At 74.6% G+C, this 18,444-nt stretch carries 23 protein-coding genes; 15 read left to right on the top strand and 8 right to left on the bottom strand.

Annotated features, from left to right (window positions below; genetic code table 11):
• Nucleotides 1-54 precede the first annotated feature (54 nt).
• Nucleotides 55-816: a B3/B4 domain-containing protein gene (locus ABUL08_RS07980; protein WP_350936008.1), complete on the top strand. Its 762-nt coding sequence runs from the start codon at nucleotides 55-57 to the stop codon at nucleotides 814-816.
• Here ABUL08_RS07980 and ABUL08_RS07975 read toward each other — a convergent pair.
• On the bottom strand, nucleotides 789-1,394 hold the full coding sequence (locus tag ABUL08_RS07975) for an MBL fold metallo-hydrolase (RefSeq protein WP_350936006.1): 606 nt from the start codon (nucleotides 1,392-1,394) through the stop codon (nucleotides 789-791). The genes ABUL08_RS07980 and ABUL08_RS07975 overlap by 28 nt on opposite strands.
• A 90-nt stretch (nucleotides 1,395-1,484) precedes the next feature.
• Between ABUL08_RS07975 and ABUL08_RS07970 the strand changes: the two genes are divergently transcribed.
• A complete protein-coding gene (locus ABUL08_RS07970) occupies nucleotides 1,485-1,913 on the top strand; it encodes an archease (protein WP_350936004.1) in 429 nt (142 codons plus the stop codon).
• Between the two features lie 10 nt (nucleotides 1,914-1,923).
• Here the strand turns inward: ABUL08_RS07970 and ABUL08_RS07965 are convergent, their stop codons facing one another.
• Nucleotides 1,924-3,342, bottom strand: a complete 1,419-nt coding sequence (locus tag ABUL08_RS07965; protein ID WP_350936001.1) for an RtcB family protein — start codon at nucleotides 3,340-3,342, stop codon at nucleotides 1,924-1,926.
• A gap of 55 nt (nucleotides 3,343-3,397) precedes the next feature.
• The gene (locus ABUL08_RS07960) at nucleotides 3,398-4,006 is read right to left on the bottom strand and encodes a hypothetical protein (protein ID WP_350935999.1); all 609 of its coding nucleotides are present in this window, start codon (nucleotides 4,004-4,006) and stop codon (nucleotides 3,398-3,400) included.
• 164 nt (nucleotides 4,007-4,170) lie between these two features.
• Between ABUL08_RS07960 and ABUL08_RS07955 the strand changes: the two genes are divergently transcribed.
• Both ABUL08_RS07955 and ABUL08_RS07950 read left to right on the top strand, forming a co-directional pair.
• Complete coding sequence (locus tag ABUL08_RS07955) at nucleotides 4,171-5,049, top strand: pentapeptide repeat-containing protein (RefSeq protein ID WP_350935997.1); 879 nt, start codon at nucleotides 4,171-4,173, stop codon at nucleotides 5,047-5,049.
• Between the two features lie 76 nt (nucleotides 5,050-5,125).
• Complete coding sequence (locus ABUL08_RS07950) at nucleotides 5,126-5,368, top strand: hypothetical protein (protein WP_350935995.1); 243 nt, start codon at nucleotides 5,126-5,128, stop codon at nucleotides 5,366-5,368.
• Between the two features lie 48 nt (nucleotides 5,369-5,416).
• On the opposite strand, the gene ABUL08_RS07945 is transcribed toward ABUL08_RS07950, so the two are convergent.
• From ABUL08_RS07945 to rnhA, 3 genes are all read right to left on the bottom strand, one after another.
• On the bottom strand, nucleotides 5,417-5,611 hold the full coding sequence (locus ABUL08_RS07945) for a ferredoxin (protein WP_350935993.1): 195 nt from the start codon (nucleotides 5,609-5,611) through the stop codon (nucleotides 5,417-5,419).
• Entirely contained in the window at nucleotides 5,608-6,834 is a 1,227-nt protein-coding gene (locus tag ABUL08_RS07940) for a cytochrome P450 (protein ID WP_350935991.1), read from the bottom strand. Before ABUL08_RS07940 ends, ABUL08_RS07945 begins: the two co-directional genes overlap by 4 nt.
• Nucleotides 6,835-6,917: 83 nt before the next feature.
• Nucleotides 6,918-7,400, bottom strand: a complete 483-nt coding sequence (gene rnhA / locus ABUL08_RS07935) for a ribonuclease HI (RefSeq protein ID WP_350935989.1) — start codon at nucleotides 7,398-7,400, stop codon at nucleotides 6,918-6,920.
• Nucleotides 7,401-7,469: 69 nt separating this feature from the next.
• Between rnhA and ABUL08_RS07930 the strand changes: the two genes are divergently transcribed.
• From ABUL08_RS07930 to ABUL08_RS07920, 3 genes are all read left to right on the top strand, one after another.
• On the top strand, nucleotides 7,470-8,198 hold the full coding sequence (locus ABUL08_RS07930; RefSeq protein ID WP_350935987.1) for a tyrosine-protein phosphatase: 729 nt from the start codon (nucleotides 7,470-7,472) through the stop codon (nucleotides 8,196-8,198).
• Between the two features lie 44 nt (nucleotides 8,199-8,242).
• Nucleotides 8,243-9,355, top strand: a complete 1,113-nt coding sequence (locus tag ABUL08_RS07925) for a serine hydrolase domain-containing protein (RefSeq protein ID WP_350935985.1) — start codon at nucleotides 8,243-8,245, stop codon at nucleotides 9,353-9,355.
• An 83-nt stretch (nucleotides 9,356-9,438) separates the two neighbouring features.
• Nucleotides 9,439-10,020, top strand: a complete 582-nt coding sequence (locus ABUL08_RS07920; protein WP_350935983.1) for a dihydrofolate reductase family protein — start codon at nucleotides 9,439-9,441, stop codon at nucleotides 10,018-10,020.
• A gap of 4 nt (nucleotides 10,021-10,024) precedes the next feature.
• Here the strand turns inward: ABUL08_RS07920 and ABUL08_RS07915 are convergent, their stop codons facing one another.
• A complete protein-coding gene (locus ABUL08_RS07915; protein WP_350935981.1) occupies nucleotides 10,025-11,251 on the bottom strand; it encodes a lycopene cyclase family protein in 1,227 nt (408 codons plus the stop codon).
• A gap of 95 nt (nucleotides 11,252-11,346) precedes the next feature.
• Here ABUL08_RS07915 and ABUL08_RS07910 point away from each other — a divergent pair, with 95 nt between their 5' ends.
• Together ABUL08_RS07910 and ABUL08_RS07905 are read left to right on the top strand one after the other, a co-directional pair.
• Nucleotides 11,347-12,408 carry a Gfo/Idh/MocA family protein gene (locus ABUL08_RS07910; RefSeq protein ID WP_350935980.1) on the top strand — a complete coding sequence of 354 codons (1,062 nt, stop codon included), beginning with the start codon at nucleotides 11,347-11,349 and terminating at the stop codon, nucleotides 12,406-12,408.
• A 34-nt stretch (nucleotides 12,409-12,442) separates the two neighbouring features.
• On the top strand, nucleotides 12,443-12,952 hold the full coding sequence (locus tag ABUL08_RS07905) for a DinB family protein (protein WP_350935978.1): 510 nt from the start codon (nucleotides 12,443-12,445) through the stop codon (nucleotides 12,950-12,952).
• A gap of 9 nt (nucleotides 12,953-12,961) precedes the next feature.
• On the opposite strand, the gene ABUL08_RS07900 is transcribed toward ABUL08_RS07905, so the two are convergent.
• Nucleotides 12,962-13,651 (bottom strand): ankyrin repeat domain-containing protein, encoded by a 690-nt coding sequence (locus tag ABUL08_RS07900; protein WP_350935976.1) that lies wholly within the window; start codon nucleotides 13,649-13,651, stop codon nucleotides 12,962-12,964.
• 408 nt (nucleotides 13,652-14,059) lie between these two features.
• Between ABUL08_RS07900 and ABUL08_RS07895 the strand changes: the two genes are divergently transcribed.
• The 6 genes from ABUL08_RS07895 to ABUL08_RS07870 all read left to right on the top strand — a co-directional run bounded on the left by ABUL08_RS07895 (nucleotide 14,060) and on the right by ABUL08_RS07870 (nucleotide 18,441).
• On the top strand, nucleotides 14,060-14,548 hold the full coding sequence (locus tag ABUL08_RS07895) for a hypothetical protein (RefSeq protein WP_350935974.1): 489 nt from the start codon (nucleotides 14,060-14,062) through the stop codon (nucleotides 14,546-14,548).
• Nucleotides 14,549-14,689: 141 nt separating this feature from the next.
• Nucleotides 14,690-15,283, top strand: coding sequence for a class F sortase (locus tag ABUL08_RS07890; RefSeq protein ID WP_350935972.1), 594 nt, complete (start codon nucleotides 14,690-14,692; stop codon nucleotides 15,281-15,283).
• 74 nt (nucleotides 15,284-15,357) lie between these two features.
• Complete coding sequence (locus ABUL08_RS07885) at nucleotides 15,358-16,467, top strand: magnesium and cobalt transport protein CorA (protein WP_350935970.1); 1,110 nt, start codon at nucleotides 15,358-15,360, stop codon at nucleotides 16,465-16,467.
• Between the two features lie 127 nt (nucleotides 16,468-16,594).
• Nucleotides 16,595-17,455 (top strand): formate/nitrite transporter family protein, encoded by an 861-nt coding sequence (locus tag ABUL08_RS07880; protein WP_350935968.1) that lies wholly within the window; start codon nucleotides 16,595-16,597, stop codon nucleotides 17,453-17,455.
• A gap of 307 nt (nucleotides 17,456-17,762) precedes the next feature.
• Nucleotides 17,763-17,936: a hypothetical protein gene (locus tag ABUL08_RS07875; protein WP_350935966.1), complete on the top strand. Its 174-nt coding sequence runs from the start codon at nucleotides 17,763-17,765 to the stop codon at nucleotides 17,934-17,936.
• A gap of 85 nt (nucleotides 17,937-18,021) precedes the next feature.
• Nucleotides 18,022-18,441, top strand: coding sequence for a YchJ family protein (locus tag ABUL08_RS07870; protein ID WP_350935964.1), 420 nt, complete (start codon nucleotides 18,022-18,024; stop codon nucleotides 18,439-18,441).
• The last annotated feature ends 3 nt before the right edge of the window (nucleotides 18,442-18,444 follow it).

Here is an 18,444-nt window from a genome sequence, read left to right as displayed (position 1 = left end):
GGCCATTGTGGCAGCAGGGTGGACGGGGTGAGCACACCCGACAGGAGTTCTCCCATGCGCTTCCGGCACTCCCCGCAGGTCCGGTCGGCCTTCCCCGAGCTGGTCTGCGGCGTCCTGCACGCCGACGGGATCACCCCCGACGTGGACGTCGACGCGCTCGTCGCGCCGCACGTCGAGACGGCGCGGGCCCGGCTGGCCGGCTCACCGGAGAGCCGCTTCCCGGAGATCCAGGCGTGGCGGCGGGTGTTCGCCGCGACCGGCCTCGCCCCGACCCGCTATCGCTGCGCCGCCGAGTCGCTGCTGCGCCGGCTGCGGCGGGACGGGACGCTGCCCCGGCTGCACCCGCTGGTCGACCTCGGAAACGCCGTGTCCGTCGCGTACGCGGTGCCCGTCGCCGTGCTCGACGTCGCCCGGATCTCCGGCGACCTGGAGGTGCGGCACGCCACCGGCGCCGAGCACTACGAGACGTTCGACGGGCAGGTCGAGCGGCCGGAGCCGGGCGAGGTGACCTTCGTCGACTCGACCGGGCGGGCGCACGCGCGACGCTGGACCCACCGGCAGAGCGGCTGGTCGGCGGTCCGCCCCGAGACCCGCGAGGTGCTGGTGGTGATCGAGGCGATGCACCCGGACGCCGCCACCGACGTACCCCGGATGCTGGCGACGCTGGCGGACGCGGTGGCGCAGCGGTGGGCGGCGCGGCCCCGCACGGCGGTCCTCACCGCCGCCGCGCCGTCGTTCACCCTGCCGGACCCGCCGGCGCGCGGGTTCGTGCTGCCGTTGCTGCGCGCTCAGGCGGACTCGCCCGGGGCGAGGTAGCGGTAGCGGTCGCCGAGCACCTCGCCGCACCAGCCGTTGACCGACGCCAGGCCCCGGTCGTTGAGCTGGGCGTCGTGGATCGGGAAGACCCGGCGCGGGTCGAGGGCCAGGGCGAAGTCGATCGCCTCGGTCAGCTTCAGCCAGGACGCCTGGGCCGGCAGCAGCAGGGTGTCGACCGGCTGGTCGGGGTGGTGCAGCGAGTCGCCCGGGTGATAGACGGCGTCCCCGACCAGATAGCCGAGGTTCACGCAGTCCGGCTCGCCGGCGTGGATGAGGGCGTGCCGCCCGCCGACCGCGCTCACGGTGAAGCCGGCGGCGGTGAACCGGTCGCCGGCCGCGACCGGGGTCACCGCCAGCGGCACCGGGCCGGGCAGCCGGGCACCGCGCGGGGCGAAGACCGGCACGCCCAGCCCGGCCAGCCGCAGCACGTCGACGTGGTCGGTGTGCTCGTGGGTGATCAGCACGGCGTCCGCCCCGATCAGGGCCGCCGGCTCGCTCCAGGTGCCCGGGTCGATGACCAGCACCCGGCCGTCCTGCTCGATCCGGACGCAGGCGTGGGTCCACTTGGTGAGCTGCACGGACGGACGGTACTGCGTGACCGGCCGGCGTCGCTGCCCCGTTCCCGCGGTTCACGACCGGTCGCGGCGGCGGCGACGCATGATCGGGGCATGGGGAGCGCAGCGGCGCGGGGGCACCACCGGGTGCCGCACACCGCCGACGTACGGATCGAGGCGTGGGCGCCGGACCGGGAGAGCTGCCTGGCCGAGGCGGTCACCGCGCTGGTGGAGAGCTTCGTGGACCCGGCCGGCGCCACCCCGGACGCCGACGCCGAGTTCCACCTGCCGCCGCAGGACGACCCGGACCTGCTGGTCGGCGTCCTCGACGAGGTGATCTTCCGGCTGGAGACCTCGGGTGTGCTGCCGCTCGCCACGCGGATCCGGGCGACCGACGACGGCGGCGTCACGGTCCACTGGCGGACGGTGCCGACGGAGGCGGTGGAGCTGGTCGGCGCGGTCCCGAAGGCGGTCTCCCTGCACGAGCTGCGGTTCGGTCCCACCGACGGCGGCTGGGCGGGTGCGGTGACGCTGGACGTGTGACCGCAGCCGGTCAGCCCTTCACCACGCCGAGCGGCACGAGCCGGGCCACCCGCCGGCACAGACCGGCACCCTCGGCCGCCGCCACCACGGCCGTGATGTCCTTGTACGCGGCCGGCATCTCCTCGGCCAGCCCACGCCGGGACACCCCACGTACCGCGATGTCCTGCGCCTCCAGCTCCCGGCGCGGGTCGTGCCCGGCGACCGCCTTCGTGGCCTGTTTGCGGCTGCGCACCCGGCCCGCGCCGTGGCAGGTGGAGGCGAAGGCCGGTGCCCCGGCGACGCCGGTGAGGACGTACGAGCCGGTGCCCATCGAGCCGGGGATGAGCACGGGCTGCCCGACCGGGCGCAGGTCGTCGGGGAGGTCGGGGTGGCCAGGGGGCAGCGCCCGGGTGGCGCCCTTGCGGTGCACGCAGAGCGGGCGGGGCACCCCGGCCACGTCGTGGGTCTCGATCTTCGCGAGGTTGTGGGAGATGTCGTACACCAGGTCGAGGCCGCCGCCGGTGACCCGCCGGAAGACCTCGCGGGCCGCCTGGGCGAGCAGCTGCCGGTTGGCCCGGGCGTAGTTCGCGGCGGCGGCCATCGCCCCGAGATAGGCCCGGCCCTCGTGGGAGGAGACCGGCGCGCAGGCGAGCTGCCGGTCGGGCACGTCGATGCCGTACCGGGGCATGACCTTCTCCATGGCCCGCACGTGGTCGGTGCAGATCTGGTGCCCGAGCCCCCGCGACCCGCAGTGGATCATCACGCAGACCTGACCGGCCCGCAGCCCGAACGCGGTGGCCACGGTCTCGTCGTAGATCTCCTCGACGGCCTGCACCTCGAGGAAGTGGTTGCCGGAGCCGAGGCTGCCGACCTGACCGGCGCCGCGCTCGACCGCCCGCTCGCTGACCTGGGCCGGATTCGCGTCGTCGACCGCGCCGTGGTCCTCGCACCGGTCCAGGTCGCGGGCGACGCCGTGTCCCCGCTCGACGGCGTGCCGGGAACCGCCACGCAGCACCGCGTCGAGCTCCGCGCGGTCGGCGAGCTGCCACACCGCGCCCTTGCCCATGCCGCGCGGGGTGGCGTGGCCCAGGCCGTCCATCAACGCGTCCAGCCGGGGCCGCAGCTCCGCGCGGTCCAGGTCGGCGGTGAGCAGGCGCACCCCGCAGGAGATGTCGAAGCCGACCCCGCCGGGCGACACCACCCCGCCGTGCCCGACGTCGGTGGCCGCGACGCCGCCGATCGGGAAACCGTAGCCCCAGTGCACGTCCGGCATGGCGTACGAGGCGTCGACGATGCCGGGCAGGGTCGCCACGTTCGCGACCTGCTCCAGCGACTTGTCGGCACCGGCGTCCGGCAGCAGCGACCGGGACGCGAAGACCACCCCCGGCACCCGCATCGGCTCCCGCCGGTCGATCCGGAACCGGTACGGCGACTCCTCGACCAGCTCCATGCCCGCCCGGCTACCCGGGTGCGGGTCGATTACACGCCCCGGTCCGGCGCGGCGGTCAGGCGCGGTTCCAGAGGGAGGCGTGGGAGATGTACCAGAGCTGGGCGGCGAAGGCCGCCAGGGCGACCACCACCCCCACCGGGATCGCCAGGCCGGACGAGGCGCCCAGCACCCCGGCCAGCAGGGTGACGCCCAGCCCGATCAGCAGCGCGTTGACCGCCCCCACCATCGCCGCGGTGGTGAGCATCAACTGCCAGCGGCCGGGACGGCTGCCGACCGCCGCCCAGGCCGCCGCCATGACGTCCCCGGTGGCCACCGAGTCGGCGAAGAAGTCCTGCTCACCGGCGAAGTGCCGGTGGTAGTAGGCGCGGATGCGTTGGATGCGGGCCAGGGCCAGCGAGTTCTCCACCATCGTCTGCACCAGGCGGGCGAAGGTGAGCAGACCGGTGATCATCAGCGTGGGCAGCACCGCCCCCAGGTACGGCTTCAGCAGCTGACCGCTGCTGGAGACGAAACCCAGGCCGATCAGCGCGGCGGAGAGCATGGTGAGGAACACCGTCGCCCGCCCGACCGACTCCGCGATGGTGGCGCCCCGGGACGTCTGGAGCACGAAGTGCTCGGTCGTCAGGGCGGTCAGCAGCGCCTGCTCCCGTGCCTGCTCGTCCATGCCGCCCCCTCATCCGTCACGATACGGAGCCGCCGTACGCCGACGGGGCGGAACGGACGACGCGGGCCCGCCGCCGCGGCGGCCCGGCCGACGACGGACAATGGCACCGGCCGCGGCGACCGCCGCGAGCGTCATGACGGTGCAGTGGCGGGAGACCGGTCAGCGTGTCCGAGACGACGGAACCAGGGACAGCTGTGCAGGTGGGCGGGCGGGAGCTGCGCGCCGACTGCGCCCGCTGCGTCGGGATCTGCTGCGTCGCGCCCGCCTTCGCCGCTTCGGCCGACTTCGCCCTCGACAAGCCCGCCGGGCAGCCCTGCCCGAACCTGCGGCCGGACTCCCGCTGCGGCATCCACCGCGACCTGCGGCAGCGCGGCTTCCCCGGCTGCACGGTCTTCGACTGCTTCGGGGCCGGGCAGCAGCTGACCCAGGTGACCTTCGCCGGGCGCGACTGGCGCGACGACCCGGGGACGGCCCGGCGGATGTTCGACGCCTTCGCCGTGCTGCGGCCGCTGCACGAACTGCTCTGGTACCTGACCGAGGCGGTGGCCCACACCCCGCCCGGGCCGCTGCGCGACGACCTGGTCCGGGCGCTCGACGAGACCGGCCGGCTCGCCGACGGCACCGCCGACGACCTGCTCACCCTCGACGTCGACGCCCAACGGGACCGGGTCAACCCCCTGCTGTCGCGGGCCGGTGAGCAGGCCCGCACCGGTCGGGCGGGCGTGGACCGGCGCGGCGCGATGCTGATCGGGGTGGACCTGCGCCGGGCTGACCTGTCCGGGGCGAACCTGCGCGGCGCCTGCCTGATCGGCGCGGACCTGCGGGGCGTGGACCTCGGGGCGGCCGACGTGACCGGCGCGGACCTGCGCGGGGCGGACCTGAGCGGGGCCGACCTGCGCGGCTGCCTGTTCCTGCACCAGTCGCAGCTCGACGCCGCCCGCGGCGACCACCGCACCGCGCTGCCGGCGACGCTGCGCCGCCCCACGCACTGGTCGCTGACCGTGACCCCGGCCCGCTCCCGCACCCCGCGCCGCCGCCGCTGACCCCGCCCGGGCAGCAGGCGGATCCCGACGCGCCGACGGGGCGTTTGCCGACGGGCGGGGCGGGCAGGAGTGCGACATGAATGAGGAACACTTCGGCCGCGCGGCCACCGACGAACCCGACGGCGCCACCGCCTACGAGGCGTCCCTGCGACCGCCGGGCGAGTCGCTGCACACCACCGACGACACCGGCGACGACTTCGCCGACCTGCCGGCCGAGGAGCGCCGCTCGGCGCAGGACGTCAGCCGGGCCGGCTACGACGTCGACGCCGTCTCCGGCGCCGGCGACCCGGCCGTGCAGGAGCCACCGACCGAGGAGTGAGCACCGGTACGGGTGGCCGTCGCGGTCACCCGTACCGCCCCGGCGGGGTCAGTCGACGGTGATGGCGCCGGCCGGGCAGAGATCCGCCGCCCGGCGTACGCCCTCCAGGGTCTGCGGCGGTGGCGCGGTGAAGCGCAGCAGCACCAGACCGTCGTCGCCCTGGTCGAAGACCTCCGGCGCGGTCAGCACGCAGTTGCCGGCGCCGCAGCAGCGGTCCCGGTCGACGCGGACCCGCCCGGTCACCAGGTCACCGGCAGCGCGTCGAGGCCGAAGACGATCGAGTTGTCCCGGGTGGGCAGCTGCCCGGTGGGGGCGGCGAGCCGCAGGTCGGGGAAGCGCCGGGCCAGCTCGACCAGGGCGATCCGCAGCTCGGCCCGGGCCAGCGGCTGGCCGATGCACTGGTGCACCCCGAAACCGAACGCGACGTGCTGGTGCGCCTGGCGGTAGGGGTCGAACTCGTCCGGGCCGTCGAAGACCACCGGGTCCCGGTTGGCGGTGGAGAGCACGGCGATGGCGCCCTCCCCCGCCCGGATCAGCTGCCCGCCGATCTCGACGTCCTCCAGCGCCAGCCTCGGCAGGCCGGTCCGCACGATGCTCAGATAGCGCAGCAGCTCCTCGACCAGCGTGTCGGCCTGGTCGGGGTCGTCGCGCAGGGCGGCGTAGCGGCCGGGCACGTCGCGCAGCAGCAGCAGGGTGCTCAGACCGATCATGTTGGCGGTGGTCTCGTGGCCGGCGATGAGCAGCAGCATCGCCATCCCGACCAGCTCGTCGACCGCCAGCTCGCCGGTGTCGACCCGGTCGCGGGCCAGCCGGCTGAGCAGGTCGTCGGCCCGGTCACCGGCGGCGCACTTCGCCTCGACCAACCGGTGCAGATAGTCCCGCAGCTGCGCGACGTGCTCCCGGACCAGCTCCGGCGCGGCGTCCCGGTCGAGCAGGGTACGACTGCGCAGCTGGAAGAAGTCGTGGTCGGCGTACGGGACGCCGAGCAGGTGGCAGATCACCATCGACGGCAGCGGCAGGGCGAAGGTGGCCACCAGGTCGGCCGGTGGGCCAGCGTCGCGCAGGTCGTCCAGGGTGCGGTCGACGGTCTGCCGGATCAGCGGCTCGATCCGCCGGATGCTCTTGAGCATGAACTCGGCGGTGAGCATCCGGCGCAGCCGGGAGTGCTCCATCCCGTCCATCCGGATGAACCCGCCCCGCCGGTCGCTCAGCGCCCCCGGCGGCAACGCCCGCAGCAGCGGGAACCCCGGCCGGGACAGGTCGGCGCTGAAGCCGGGGTGCCGCAGCAGTTGACGCACGTCGGCGTGCCGCGTCACCAGCCAGGCGGTCGCGTCGGTGGGGAGGCGGACCTTCGTCACCGGCGCGTCGAAGCGGTCCCGCTCCCCCGGGTCGAGCGGGACGAGCGGATCCCGGCCGAGGTTGGTCGGCGGCCAGAGCGGCAGGTCGGTCAGGGCGGCAGGGATCACGCGGGACACCTCCGAGGGGAAACTGTCCGTAACGGCGTCGATCCGCTACGTTACCCATCGACCCGGATCGACACAACCCGCCCTCACCGGCCGGCGGTCACCCCGGCGCCCGCCCGCGCCTCGGTCATGCCCCGGTTGGCCAGGGCGTCCGCCCGCTCGTTCTCCGGATGGCCGTTGTGCCCCTTCACCCAGAGCCAGGTCACGTCGTGCCGGGCACAGGCCGCCTCCAGCCGCTGCCACAGGTCCGCGTTCTTCACCGGCTGCTTCGCGGCGGTCAACCAGCCGTTGCGCTTCCACGAGGCGAGCCAACCGGTGATGCCGTTGCGCACGTACGTGCTGTCGGTGTGCAGCCGCACGGTGACCGGCCGGGTCAGGCTCTCCAGGGCCTGGATCGCGGCCGTCAGCTCCATCCGGTTGTTGGTGGTCGGCGTGGCCTCCCCACCGCACAACTCCCGCTCCCGGTCGCCCCACCGCAGCAGCACCCCCCAGCCGCCCGGGCCGGGATTGCCGCTGCACGCCCCGTCGGTCCAGATCTCCACGACCCTGCCGGCCGCCGCCTCCACCATGCCGGAAACCTACCGGGTACGACCCCGCACGGGACCACCCGACCCACGCCCGACGGCTAGGGTGCGGCCATGATCCGGCACGTGCCCTTCCAGCGGCTGCACAACTTCCGCGACCTCGGCGGCTACCGCACCGACGACGGCCGGACCCTGCGCTGGGGCCGGCTCTACCGGTCGGACTCGCTCGGCAAGCTGGCCGGCGACGACCTGACCCGCTTCCGGGCGCTCGGCGTCCGCACCGTCATCGACCTGCGCTACCCGTCGGAGATCGCCGCCCGTGGCCGGGCCCCCGAGGACCCCGGACTCACCTGGCACAACCTCAGCATCGAGCACCGCGGCTACGATCAGGCGGAGATCGACCCCGACGTGGACCCCTGGCGCCACCTGGCTGACCGGTACGCCGAGGTCGCCACCGACGGGGTCGCGGAATTGCGGCAGGCCCTCACGGTGATCGCCGACGGCGACCATCCGCTGGTGTTCCACTGTGCCTCCGGCAAAGACCGCACCGGCCTGCTCGCCGCTCTCGTGCTGGCCCTGCTCGGCGTCTCCGACGACCAGATCGCCGCGGACTTCGCGCTGACCGAGTTGGCCACCGAACGGCTCATTGCCGACTGGCACGCCGCCCACCCCGGGCGCACCCTGCGCTGGCCCGGGTACGGCCGCGCCCCCGCCGAGATCATCCGACACGTCCTCACCGACCTCACCGCCGCGCACGGCTCGGTCCGCGGCTACGCCCGCGACCAGCTCGGCGTCAACGATGACCTGATCGCCGCGCTGCGGGCCCGCCTCCTGGCCGACTGAAAACCGGGCGACCGGCACCCGCCCCTCTGGCAGGGTGACACCCCGTGGACGAACGCTGGAACGCCCTGCGGACGCAGGTACGCGCGACCATCGACGACCTGGTCTCCTCCGGTCGGGAGACCGGCGTCCAGGTGGCCGCCTGCCTCGACGGCACGCCGATCGTGGAGGAGCAGGCCGGGCTGGCCGACGCCGACTCCGGCCGCCCGATGACCGCCGACACCCCGGTGCACGCCGTCTCCACCGGCAAGGGCCTCACCGCGACCGTGGTGCACGTGCTGGCCGAGCGCGGACAGCTCGACTACGACCTGCGGATCGCCGACGTGTGGCCGGAGTTCGGCCGGCACGGCAAGGGCGACATCACCCTGCGGCACGCGCTCACCCACACCGCCGGGGTGCCGGCGCTCCCCGCCGACACCACCCCCGAGGACTTCACCGACTGGGACCGGATGTGCGCGCTGATCGCCGACAGCGTGCCGCGCTGGGCGCCCGGCCGACAGGTGGCGTACCACGCGTGGACGTTCGGCTGGCTGGTCGGCGAGGTGGTCCGGCGGGTCACCGGGCGGCGGGTCTCGCAGGTGCTGGCGCAGGAGGTGGCCGGGCCGCTGGGCGTCACCGGCGAGCTGTTCCTCGGCGTGCCCGAGGCGGAACTGCCCCGGCTGGCCCGCCTGACCGACGCCGGGCTCGCCGCACTGATGGACTGGGCCGGGGCCAACCTGCCGAACTTCGACGCGGTCGCACCCCCGGGTGTCCGGCCGGACGCGACGATCGGCAGCCGCCCCGACGTGCTCCGCGCCGACGTGCCCGCCGTCGGCACGATGAGCGCCCGCGCGGTGGCCCGGATGTACGCGGCGCTGCTCGGACCGGTGGACGGCGTCCGGCTCGTCTCCCCCGACCGGCTGCGCGAGGTGTCGGCCGTCGCGGTGCGCGGCACCGAATGGGTCTTCGGGCAGGAGACCACCTTCGGGCTCGGCTACGCCGTCGACGCCGATGGGTCGTTCGGGACGGCGGGCAGCGGCGGCAGCCTGGCCTTCGCGTACCCGGAACTGGGGTTGACCGTCGCGGCGGTGCGCAACCGGCTCGGCGCGGGCGACGGCGACCCGATGGAACAGCTGCGCGTCCTGGTCCGCGACACGGTCGCCCGCGAACGGAACCGCTGACCACCTGTCGATTCCGCGGCCCGCCGTTCGTGTGGAGGGTGGACGGCCGGCAACGGGCCGGCCGCGACCCGCCGAGGAGCGACATGCGCAGGATCGTGGTCACCGAGAACGTCAGCCTGGACGGCGTGCTGCAGGCACCCGGACGGCCCGACGAGGACACCCGGGACGGGTTCACCGCCGGCGGGTGGGCGGTGCCCTACACCGACCCGGTGATCGGCCGGAAGATGGGCGAGGGGATGGCCGCCACCGAGGCCCTGCTGCTGGGCCGCCGCACCTACGCCGACTTCGCCGGCTACTGGCCGCAGCAGCGGGACAACCCGTTCACCCCGGTGCTCGACGCGCTGCCCAAGTACGTCGCCTCCGCCACCCTCACCGCACCGCTGCCCTGGGCGAACTCCCACCTGCTCACCGGCGACGTCGTCACCGCCGTCAAGGAACTCAAGGCCCGGCCGGGCGGCGACATCGCCGTGCTCGGCAGCGGCGAACTGGTCCGGACACTGGGTCGACAGGGGCTGATCGACGAGTACGTGCTGCTGATCCACCCGCTGGTGCTCGGCGGCGGCCGGCGGCTCTTCCCCGACGGCGACAGCCCGGCGCCGCTGCGCCTGGTCGACAGCGTCGTCAGCACCACCGGGGTGCTGGTGGCGACCTACCGGCCGGCCTGACGGCTCACGGCCGCCGCGATCCGGCCCCCGACACGGGGGCGGGGGCCCGATCGCGACGGAGTCGACCCCCCAGCCGGCCCACCGCGTCGCCGACCACCGCGCCGGTCATCGGCAGCAGCGGGCTGGACCGCATCACCGCCAGGTCCTCCGCGACGGTGGTGGCGCCGTCCAGGAACCGCAGCACCCGCTCGGCCGGGTTGCGGTCGAAGAGCCGCGCGAAGAACTCCACCCCACCGACCCGACCCCGGTCCAGGGCGCGCAGCGCCACCGCGTCCATCCACCGGTGCCGCCCCGGATACGCCGGCCGTGGCAGCGGCGGCCGACCCGCGGCGAGCGCCCGGGCGACCTGCTCGGCCTGCCGGTGCATGGCGGAGAAGGTGAACCCGGTCGACGGGCGGGTGGCGCCACCGGCGGTGCCGAGGCGTACCACCCGGGGCGACGGGCGCGCGACGAACGGGCCGTCGGTCATCGGGATCACCCCGTTCTCCACCTCCCGCACCCGCAGCGCCGCCCGGTCCAGACCGAGCAGGTCCACGTAACCGCGCAGCGCCGTGTCGTACGCCTCGTCGGTGAGCAGGGCCGGGGAGAACTCGGTGTACTCGACCAGCGCGTACCGGTCGCTGACCGGGAGCACGTAGCCGAACGAGACACCCCGGGCCGGCTGCGGGGTGCGGAAGTCCATCAGCACCGCCCGGCCCGGGTCGAACGTCGGCCCGTCCGTCTCCACCCACCAGCCACGGAAGTGCTGCAACCAGCTCGTCCGCCCCGGCCGCCGGGGTGCGCGGGGACGGGAGTCCAGCACCCAACCCGCCCGCACCAGCGCCGCGCCGTCGACGTCCCGGACCAGCACCCGCTCCCCGTCGTCGTCGAGGGCGCCGGCCGCCGCGCCGAACCGGACCGCGCCGAGCCGCTCCTCCGCCTCGGCAGCCCGGTCGTAGACCGGGGCGGAGCGGAGCATGGCGTACCGCAGGGGGTCGAGCGCCAGGACGCGGCGCCCGGCCGGCGTGACCACCTCGACCTGCGACCAGCTCGCGCTGAGCATCGGGTCGAGGTCGGTGCCGGGCGTCCCCCAGAACGCCCAGGTGCGGTCCTGGCCGCGCTTGTGGACCGGGTCGATCACGGCGATCCGCAGGCCCGGCGGACCGTGCCGGTCCAGCGCGGCCAGGACCAGGGACGCGGCGCCGCCGCCGCCCACCAGCGCGAGGTCGACGTCGACCGGGGATGCGTTCACCCCGGTCACGCTGTCACACCACCGGCCGCCACGGACCGCCGCCCCGACCCGGGCGTAGATTCGACCCCGGCACCGAAACTGATCAGGGGGACGGCATGGCGCAGGAGGCACTACGGGTCGGCCTGCTGGGGTACGGGCTGGCCGGGCGGGTCTTCCACGCCCCGCTGATCGCCGCGACGCCCGGGCTGCGGCTCGACGCCGTCGTCACGGCCGACCCGCAGCGGCGGGAGCAGGCCCGGCGCGACCACCCCGACGCCCGTCTCGTCGACGACGCCGACCAGCTCTGGCGGACGGCGGACACCCTCGACCTGGTGGTGGTGGCCACCCCGAACCGGCACCACGTTCCGCTGGCCCGGGCCGCCCTCGCGGCCGGCCTGCCGGTGGTGGTCGACAAGCCGCTCGCCGTCACCGCCGCCGAGGGCCGCGCCCTCGTCGCCGAGGCCGACCGGCTCGGCGTGCCGCTCACCGTGTTCCAGAACCGCCGTTGGGACGGCGACTTCCTGACCGCCCGACGCCTGATCGAGGCCGGCGAGCTGGGCCGCGTGCTGCGCTTCGAGTCCCGGTTCGAACGGTGGCGGCCGGCGATCAAGCCGGGCTGGCGGGAGAGCGGCACCGCCGACGAGGCCGGTGGCGCGCTCTACGACCTCGGCGCCCACCTCGTCGACCAGGCGGTGCAGCTGTTCGGACCGGTCCGCACCGTCTACGCCGAGGTCGACCGGCGACGACCCGGCGCGGAGGTCGACGACGACGCCTTCGTGGCGCTGAACCACGACTCCGGGGTCCGCTCGCACCTGTGGATGAGCGCGGTCGCGGCGCAGCTCGGGCCGCGGATGCGGATCCTCGGCGACCGCGCCGGGTGGACCACGTACGGGCTGGACGGGCAGGAGGCGGCGCTGCGCGACGGCGGCCGGCCCGACACCCCGGGCTGGGGCGAGGTGCCCGTCGACCGGTACGGACAGCTCGGCGTCGACGGCGACCTGCGGCCGGTGCCCACCGAAACCGGCCGCTACCAGGACTTCTACGCGCAGGTCGCGACGGCCCTGCGGGACGGTACGCCGATGCCGGTCGACCCGCGCGACGCGGTCGACACGGTCGCGCTGATCGAGCTGGCGCACCGGTCCGCGGCCCGCGGCGAGGTGCTGCCCGTCCAGGGGTGAGCCGCCGTCGGCCGGGTCCGGCATACTGCCCGGCATGGCCGTCGTCTTCCCGGAACCGGGCCCGTCGTCGGACGTGCCCGCCCTCTTCCTGACCTATCTGGACTTCTACCGGGAGACGGTCGCCGACCGGCTCGCCGGGCTGACCGCCGCCGAGGCCCGCTCGATCCGGGTGCCGTCGGGCTGGACGCCGGTCGAGCTGGTCAAGCACCTGACCTTCATGGAGCGGCGCTGGCTGGAGTGGGGGTTCCTCGCCGAGCAGGTGCCGGAGCCGTGGGGCGACCACGTGGCCGGCCGCTGGCACGTCGGTCCGGACGAGACGGTGGCCGACCTGGTGACCGCCCTGCGCGCGGGCGGCACGCGGACCAGGGAGATCGTGGCGTCCACCCCGCTCGACACGCCCGCCGCGCTGGGCGGGCGCTTCACCGACGAGGCGAGCCGGCCGACCCTGGCCGCGATCCTCTTCCACGTCCTGCAGGAGTACGCCCGGCACGCCGGCCACCTGGACGTGGTCCGCGAGTTGATCGACGGCCGCACCGGGGAGTGACCGCCGGCGTCACCTCGGCTGCGCCGTCAACCAGCTGACCAGTTCGTCGTTTCCGCTGCTCTGCGCCACGTCGACGGCGGTCTCCCCCGACCAGGGCGCCGGCCAGCGCGGCGAGGCACCGCGGGAGACCAACAGCTTCGCGGCATCGAGCTGACCGGCCCGGCAGGCGTTCCACAGCGGAGCGTCCAGCTCGGTCGACCCGACGGCGAGACGATCGACGACGGGGAGCAGGCCCAGTGCGGCGGCGTGCCACAGCTGTGTCCGAGCGCCCCGGTCGACCAGTCGACGCGCCGCGCCCCACTGCGCGTAGCCGACGGCGCTAGACAGCGGCGGGCCACCGTCGATGGACGAGCCGGGGGCCTCGATGTCGGCTCCGGAGTCGAGCAGCGCGTCGACAAGGGTCACGTCGTCGTTACTGGCGGCCCAGTGCAGCGGCCGTTCGGTGTGCGGCATGCCGACGGCGGGAGCGTCGACGTCCGCCCCTGCGGCCACGAGGGCGCGGACCGTTTCGGCGGCTCGTGGCCGGTGCCCGGGCGAGTCCGCCACCAGGTGCAGCGGTGACCGCCGGGCGCCGTCGGAGTCGGTCAGCGGCTCGGTGGCAAGCCCTGGCTGGCCACGCAACAGGGTGGCCAGCCGCTCGACGTCGCCGCCGGTGATCGCGGCGGCGAACTCGACGGCAAGAGGTTCGTCGTATCGCACCGCGACATCATCCCCGTTCCCTTCTCTCCGTCGCCAGGTTCCGTCGCTCGGTGGGCCGATCCGGCCACTCCCTCTACAGCTTCCTAGGAGGCTAGCTGCCTGGTGGCTCCGTGAGATGTTGATGTCGCTCCCTCCCGGCCTCGAACGGCCCGACGGCCCGAGTGATACGTCGACCTGGGGAGCGGGCGGAACCGCAGTCGGGCACGAAGGTGTCACGGGTCCCTTGGCCGGGCATTTCCGCAGCTCCCCGGCGCGCAGGGGAACACGTGACGGCAACGAAGATTTCTCATTTTCACCGGATGACCGGTCCAACCCTCCTAGTGTTGGCCACACCGGTGCTAGTCACGGAGTTGGCCACCCGAACGACGTCCCACGCAGTCAGCGGACGAAAAGTGAGGGAAGACGCGCATGAAGGCACAGACAGTTCTCGGCTCGGCGGCGGTCGGCGTGGGCCTCGGCACACTCCTGCTCCCGGTCGCGGCGTTCGCCGACACCACCGTCTCACCAGCCACCACCCCGGTCGGCGGCACCGTCGTGCTGACCACCACGACGTGCAACCCCAAGTCGGGTGACGCGCTCTTCCGCGTCACCGGACCCGACCGCGACCAGAACGTCCGCTCCACCACCGCCGCGGCGGGCGGCGGCCTGAGCGCCGAACTCTTCACCGCCGGCTTCACCCTCGGCACCTACACGGTCACCACCACCTGCGGCGACGGCAGCAACGGCGGTACGGCGCAGTTCACCGTCACGCCCATCGGCGGTGCCCAGGCCGGCGCCGGCGGCCGGGACGGCGACACCGGCGTGCTCGTCGCGGGCGGCGCACTCGCCGCCGCGGCCGTCGCCGGGGGGACGTACGTGCTGGTCCGCCGCAGGCGGCGGGGCACCGCGACCGCCTGAGGCGGCGACCCACCAGCCCTGCGCGGGGGTGCCCGTTCCGGCCCGGCCGGTGCGGGCACCCCGCCCACGTCGGACGGAGGTGGCACGCTGACCCCACGCAACCGCCCCGAGGGCCCGCCGTCGCGGGTCCGCACCGCCGCGGTGGTCGCCGCGGTCACCCTCTGCGGCGCCGCCGGGACCGGGCTGGTCGCCGCCGGGCTGGGCAGCACCGCCGCCCGGCCGCCGCAGCCCGGGGCCTCGGCCGCGCCGGCCGGCGAGCCGTCCGGCTCCCCCGGCCCGGTCCTCCCCCGCTCCGAGCCGGTCCAGGTGGCCATCCCCACCATCGGGGTACGCGCCCAGATCGTGCCGGTCGCCGACCGTAACGGCGTGCTGGAGGTGCCGCCCCTGGACCGGCCGGAACTGGCCGGCTGGTACCGGCGGGGCCCGACGCCCGGCGAGGCCGGGAACGCGGTGCTGGTCGGGCACGTGGACACCCAGGACGGACCGGCGGTCTTCTTCGACCTCGGCCGGCTCCGACCGGGCGACCCGATCCAGGTCACCCGGGCCGACGGCCGGGTCGCCGGGTTCACCGTGACCGGCGTCGGCGCGTACCCGAAGGACCGCTTCCCCACCGAGCGGGTGTACGGCGGCGGCACCGACGCCCGGCTGCGCCTGATCACCTGCGGCGGCCGGTTCGACTCGCGGACCGGCAACTACCCCGACAACATCGTCGTCTTCGCCACCGCGGCGCGCTGAGCGGGGCGGGTCCGTCGGGACTTGCCCGCGCGCCGTACCGTACCCCCGTCGGTTCCGGCGGGCGGAGGTGCGCGATGGTGCAGTCGGCGGTACGGACCCGGTGGGCGCCGCGGCTCCCGGCCCTGTTCGGACGGTTGCTCGGCCGGAGCGCCGAGGCGCCGCCGCGCGCCGGCCGACGGTCCAATCCGGACGCCGTGGTGGACTGTGCGGTCTATGTCAACGGCCGGCGGGAGCCGGGACGGCCGCACTACGCCGACGCGTACGCCAGCAGCCGCCGCCAGCGGCGGTCCTTCGTCTGGCTGGGGCTGCACGATCCCGGCCCGGCGACGATGGCGGCGGTCGGCCGGGTCTTCGGCCTGGACGAGTTGAGCGTCGAGCAGGCCCTCGCCGACGGCCACCGCCCGACCGTGCAGCAGCACGGCGACGTGACGCTGCTGGTGCTGCGCACCGCCGGCTACGTCGAGCACACCGAGCTGACCGACACCTCCGAGGTGATCGACACCGGGGACGTGATGGTCTTCCTCGGCGACCGGTTCGTGGTCACCGTCCGGCACGGCGCGTCCGGGGCACTCACCCCCGTCCGGCAGGAGATCGAGAACCGGCCCGGCATCCTGGCCGAGGGACCGTGGGCGGTGGCGTACGCGGTGTGCGCCCGGATGGTGGAGCTGTACCTCGAGGTGGCCGGGCACCTGGAGAAGGACCTGGAACGCGTCGAGGAGACGGTCTTCGCCCGCGACCGCAGCGCCGACATCCAGCACATCTATCAGCTCAAGCGGGAGCTGGTGGAGTTCAAACGGGCCGTGTGGCCGTTGCAGACGCCGCTGCGCACGCTCCTGGAGCAGCGCACCGGCCTGGTGCCGCCCGCGCTGCACCGCTGGTTCGTCGACGTGGAGGGGCGGCTGACCCGCGCGGTCGACCGGATCGCCTCGTACGACGAACTGCTCAACTCGATCCTCCAGTCCCGGTTGGCGCAGCTCGCCGTCGACCAGAACAACGACATGCGCAAGATCGCCGCGTGGGCCGCGATCGCCGCCACCCAGACCGCCGTGGCCGGCGTCTACGGGATGAACTTCACGTACATGCCCGAACTGGGCTGGCGGTACGGCTATGCGGGAGCCCTGCTGCTGATGGCCCTGGCCGCGGTGACCCTGCACCGGCTGTTCCGCCGTTCCGGCTGGCTCTGACCGGGCCGGCGCTGACCGGTTCCGGCCAGGTGGGCGTGAGGTCGACCGGCCGGGGGTACCAGGTGCGCCACGGGGCGGTCGCCGTCAGCGAGCTGCCGACCGACCCGTTCCCGTGAAGGAGAGGTCGATGGCCGCCAAGGAACCCGCCGAGATCGCCCGCGCCGCCGTGGCGACCGGCGTCAAGAAGGCCGAGCTGCGCTGGGACAAGACCCTCGTCGGGTCCTTCCTGGCCGGGGCGTACATCGCGTTCGGCGGGCTGGTCGCCATCGTCGTCTCCGCCGGGCTGAAGCCGCAGATCTGGGGCACCCTGCCCACCCTGTTCACCGGCGCGGCGTTCACCCTCGGCCTGGTGCTGGTGATCATCGCCGGCTCGCACCTGGCCACCGGCAACATGCTGCTCGTGCCGATCGGCGCCATGAACGGGCGGCTCTCCGTCGGCGACGTCGCGCGAAACCTCACCCTCACCCTCTTCGGCAACCTGCTCGGCGCGCTCTTCGTCGCGTTCTTCCTCGCCGTCTCCACCGGCGTGATCGGCGACACCGGCAGCGACGCCGGGGCGCCGGCGGGCATGGCGTACGAGCGGCTGGCCGCAATCGCCCAGGCCAAGGCGCTGCACGAGAACGACTGGCAGATCTTCCTGCGCGGCGTGGGCTGCAACTGGCTGGTCTGCCTCGGGGTGTGGCTGGCGCTGGCCGCCGACAGCGTCTCCGGCAAGATCCTCGGCATCTTCTTCCCGATCATGGCGTTCGTGGCGATGGGCTTCGACCACGTGGTGGCGAACATGTTCTTCCTGCCCGCCGCGATGTGGGCCGGCGTGCCGGGCATCGGCTGGCTCGACGTGCTGAACAACTGGCTCTTCGCGTTCCTCGGCAACCTCGTCGGGGCGGTGGTCTTCGTGGCCACCTCGTACTGGTACCTGTTCCTCAAGGACGAGCCGAGGACCGACGAGCCGAAGGCGGTGCCGGCGCAGCGCCACGAGGAGGTCTGACGCTCCCGATACCGGGTAGGCGGTCCGGACGACCCGGCTCGGCCGGTACGCGGGCGGGGCCGTAGGGTGGGGGTGATCCCGCTTTCCTGCGGCTGCGCCTCGAACCGACCGGAGTCGGTCAGCCGCCGCAACAGAGCACCGGGCTGCCGAGCGGCGCCCGCCGGAGCTGCCAGCGGGCCGCCGGACATCGTGGCCGACCTGGCCACGTGCCGGTCCGCGCCCGACGCCCACCGTGGCTTCCCCACCCACGCCCGTCGCCGTTCGGCGGCCGGTGACCTTTCGCACGAACCTCATCAGGGAGCAACCCATGAAGATCGCCAGGAACCGGATCGTCGACGCGCTGCGGGCGCGCGGCCAGGACGCCCGCGCCGACTGGATCCGGCGGGAGCTGCCCGACGAGATCGAGGCCGGCCAGCACTCGGGCCTGCTCGCGACGCTGGACCTCGACGCGGCCGACCTCGCGGGGACACCCGCCCGCTGAGCACCCCGGTCCGCGTAGCGCTGACGTACCCCTCGGGTCGACCCGGCCGGCAGCGGAGCGGGCCGGCTGCGGCAGGATGACGGACGTGGCGAAGCGTGGGGCCGCGCGGGACGCGGCGCGACGACCGGCCGGGGCCTGCCCGTGCGGCACCGGAGTGCCGTACGCCGACTGCTGCGGCCTGCTGCACGGCGGCGGGTCGACGGCGGCGACGGCGGAGGCGCTGATGCGCTCCCGGTTCACCGCCTTCGCCGTCGGTGACGCCGACTACCTGCGCCGCAGCTGGCACTCCTCGACCCGCCCGGCCCGGCTGCGGCTGGAGCCCGACCAGCGCTGGACCCGGCTGGAGATCCTCGACACCGACCGGGGTGGGCTCTTCGACACGGCCGGTACGGTGCGGTTCCGCGCCCACTACCGGGAGGCGGGCCGCCCGGGCACGGTGGACGAGCACAGCCGGTTCGTGCGGGAGGACGGCCGCTGGGTCTATCTGGACGCCCTGCCCGACTAGGCG

Source organism: Micromonospora sp. CCTCC AA 2012012 (assembly GCF_040499845.1).
In the GTDB taxonomy this organism is placed as follows: Bacteria; Actinomycetota; Actinomycetes; order Mycobacteriales; family Micromonosporaceae; genus Micromonospora; species Micromonospora mangrovi.
Note: the sequence above shows the minus strand (reverse complement) of the source record. Positions and strands in the feature narration are given on the sequence as shown.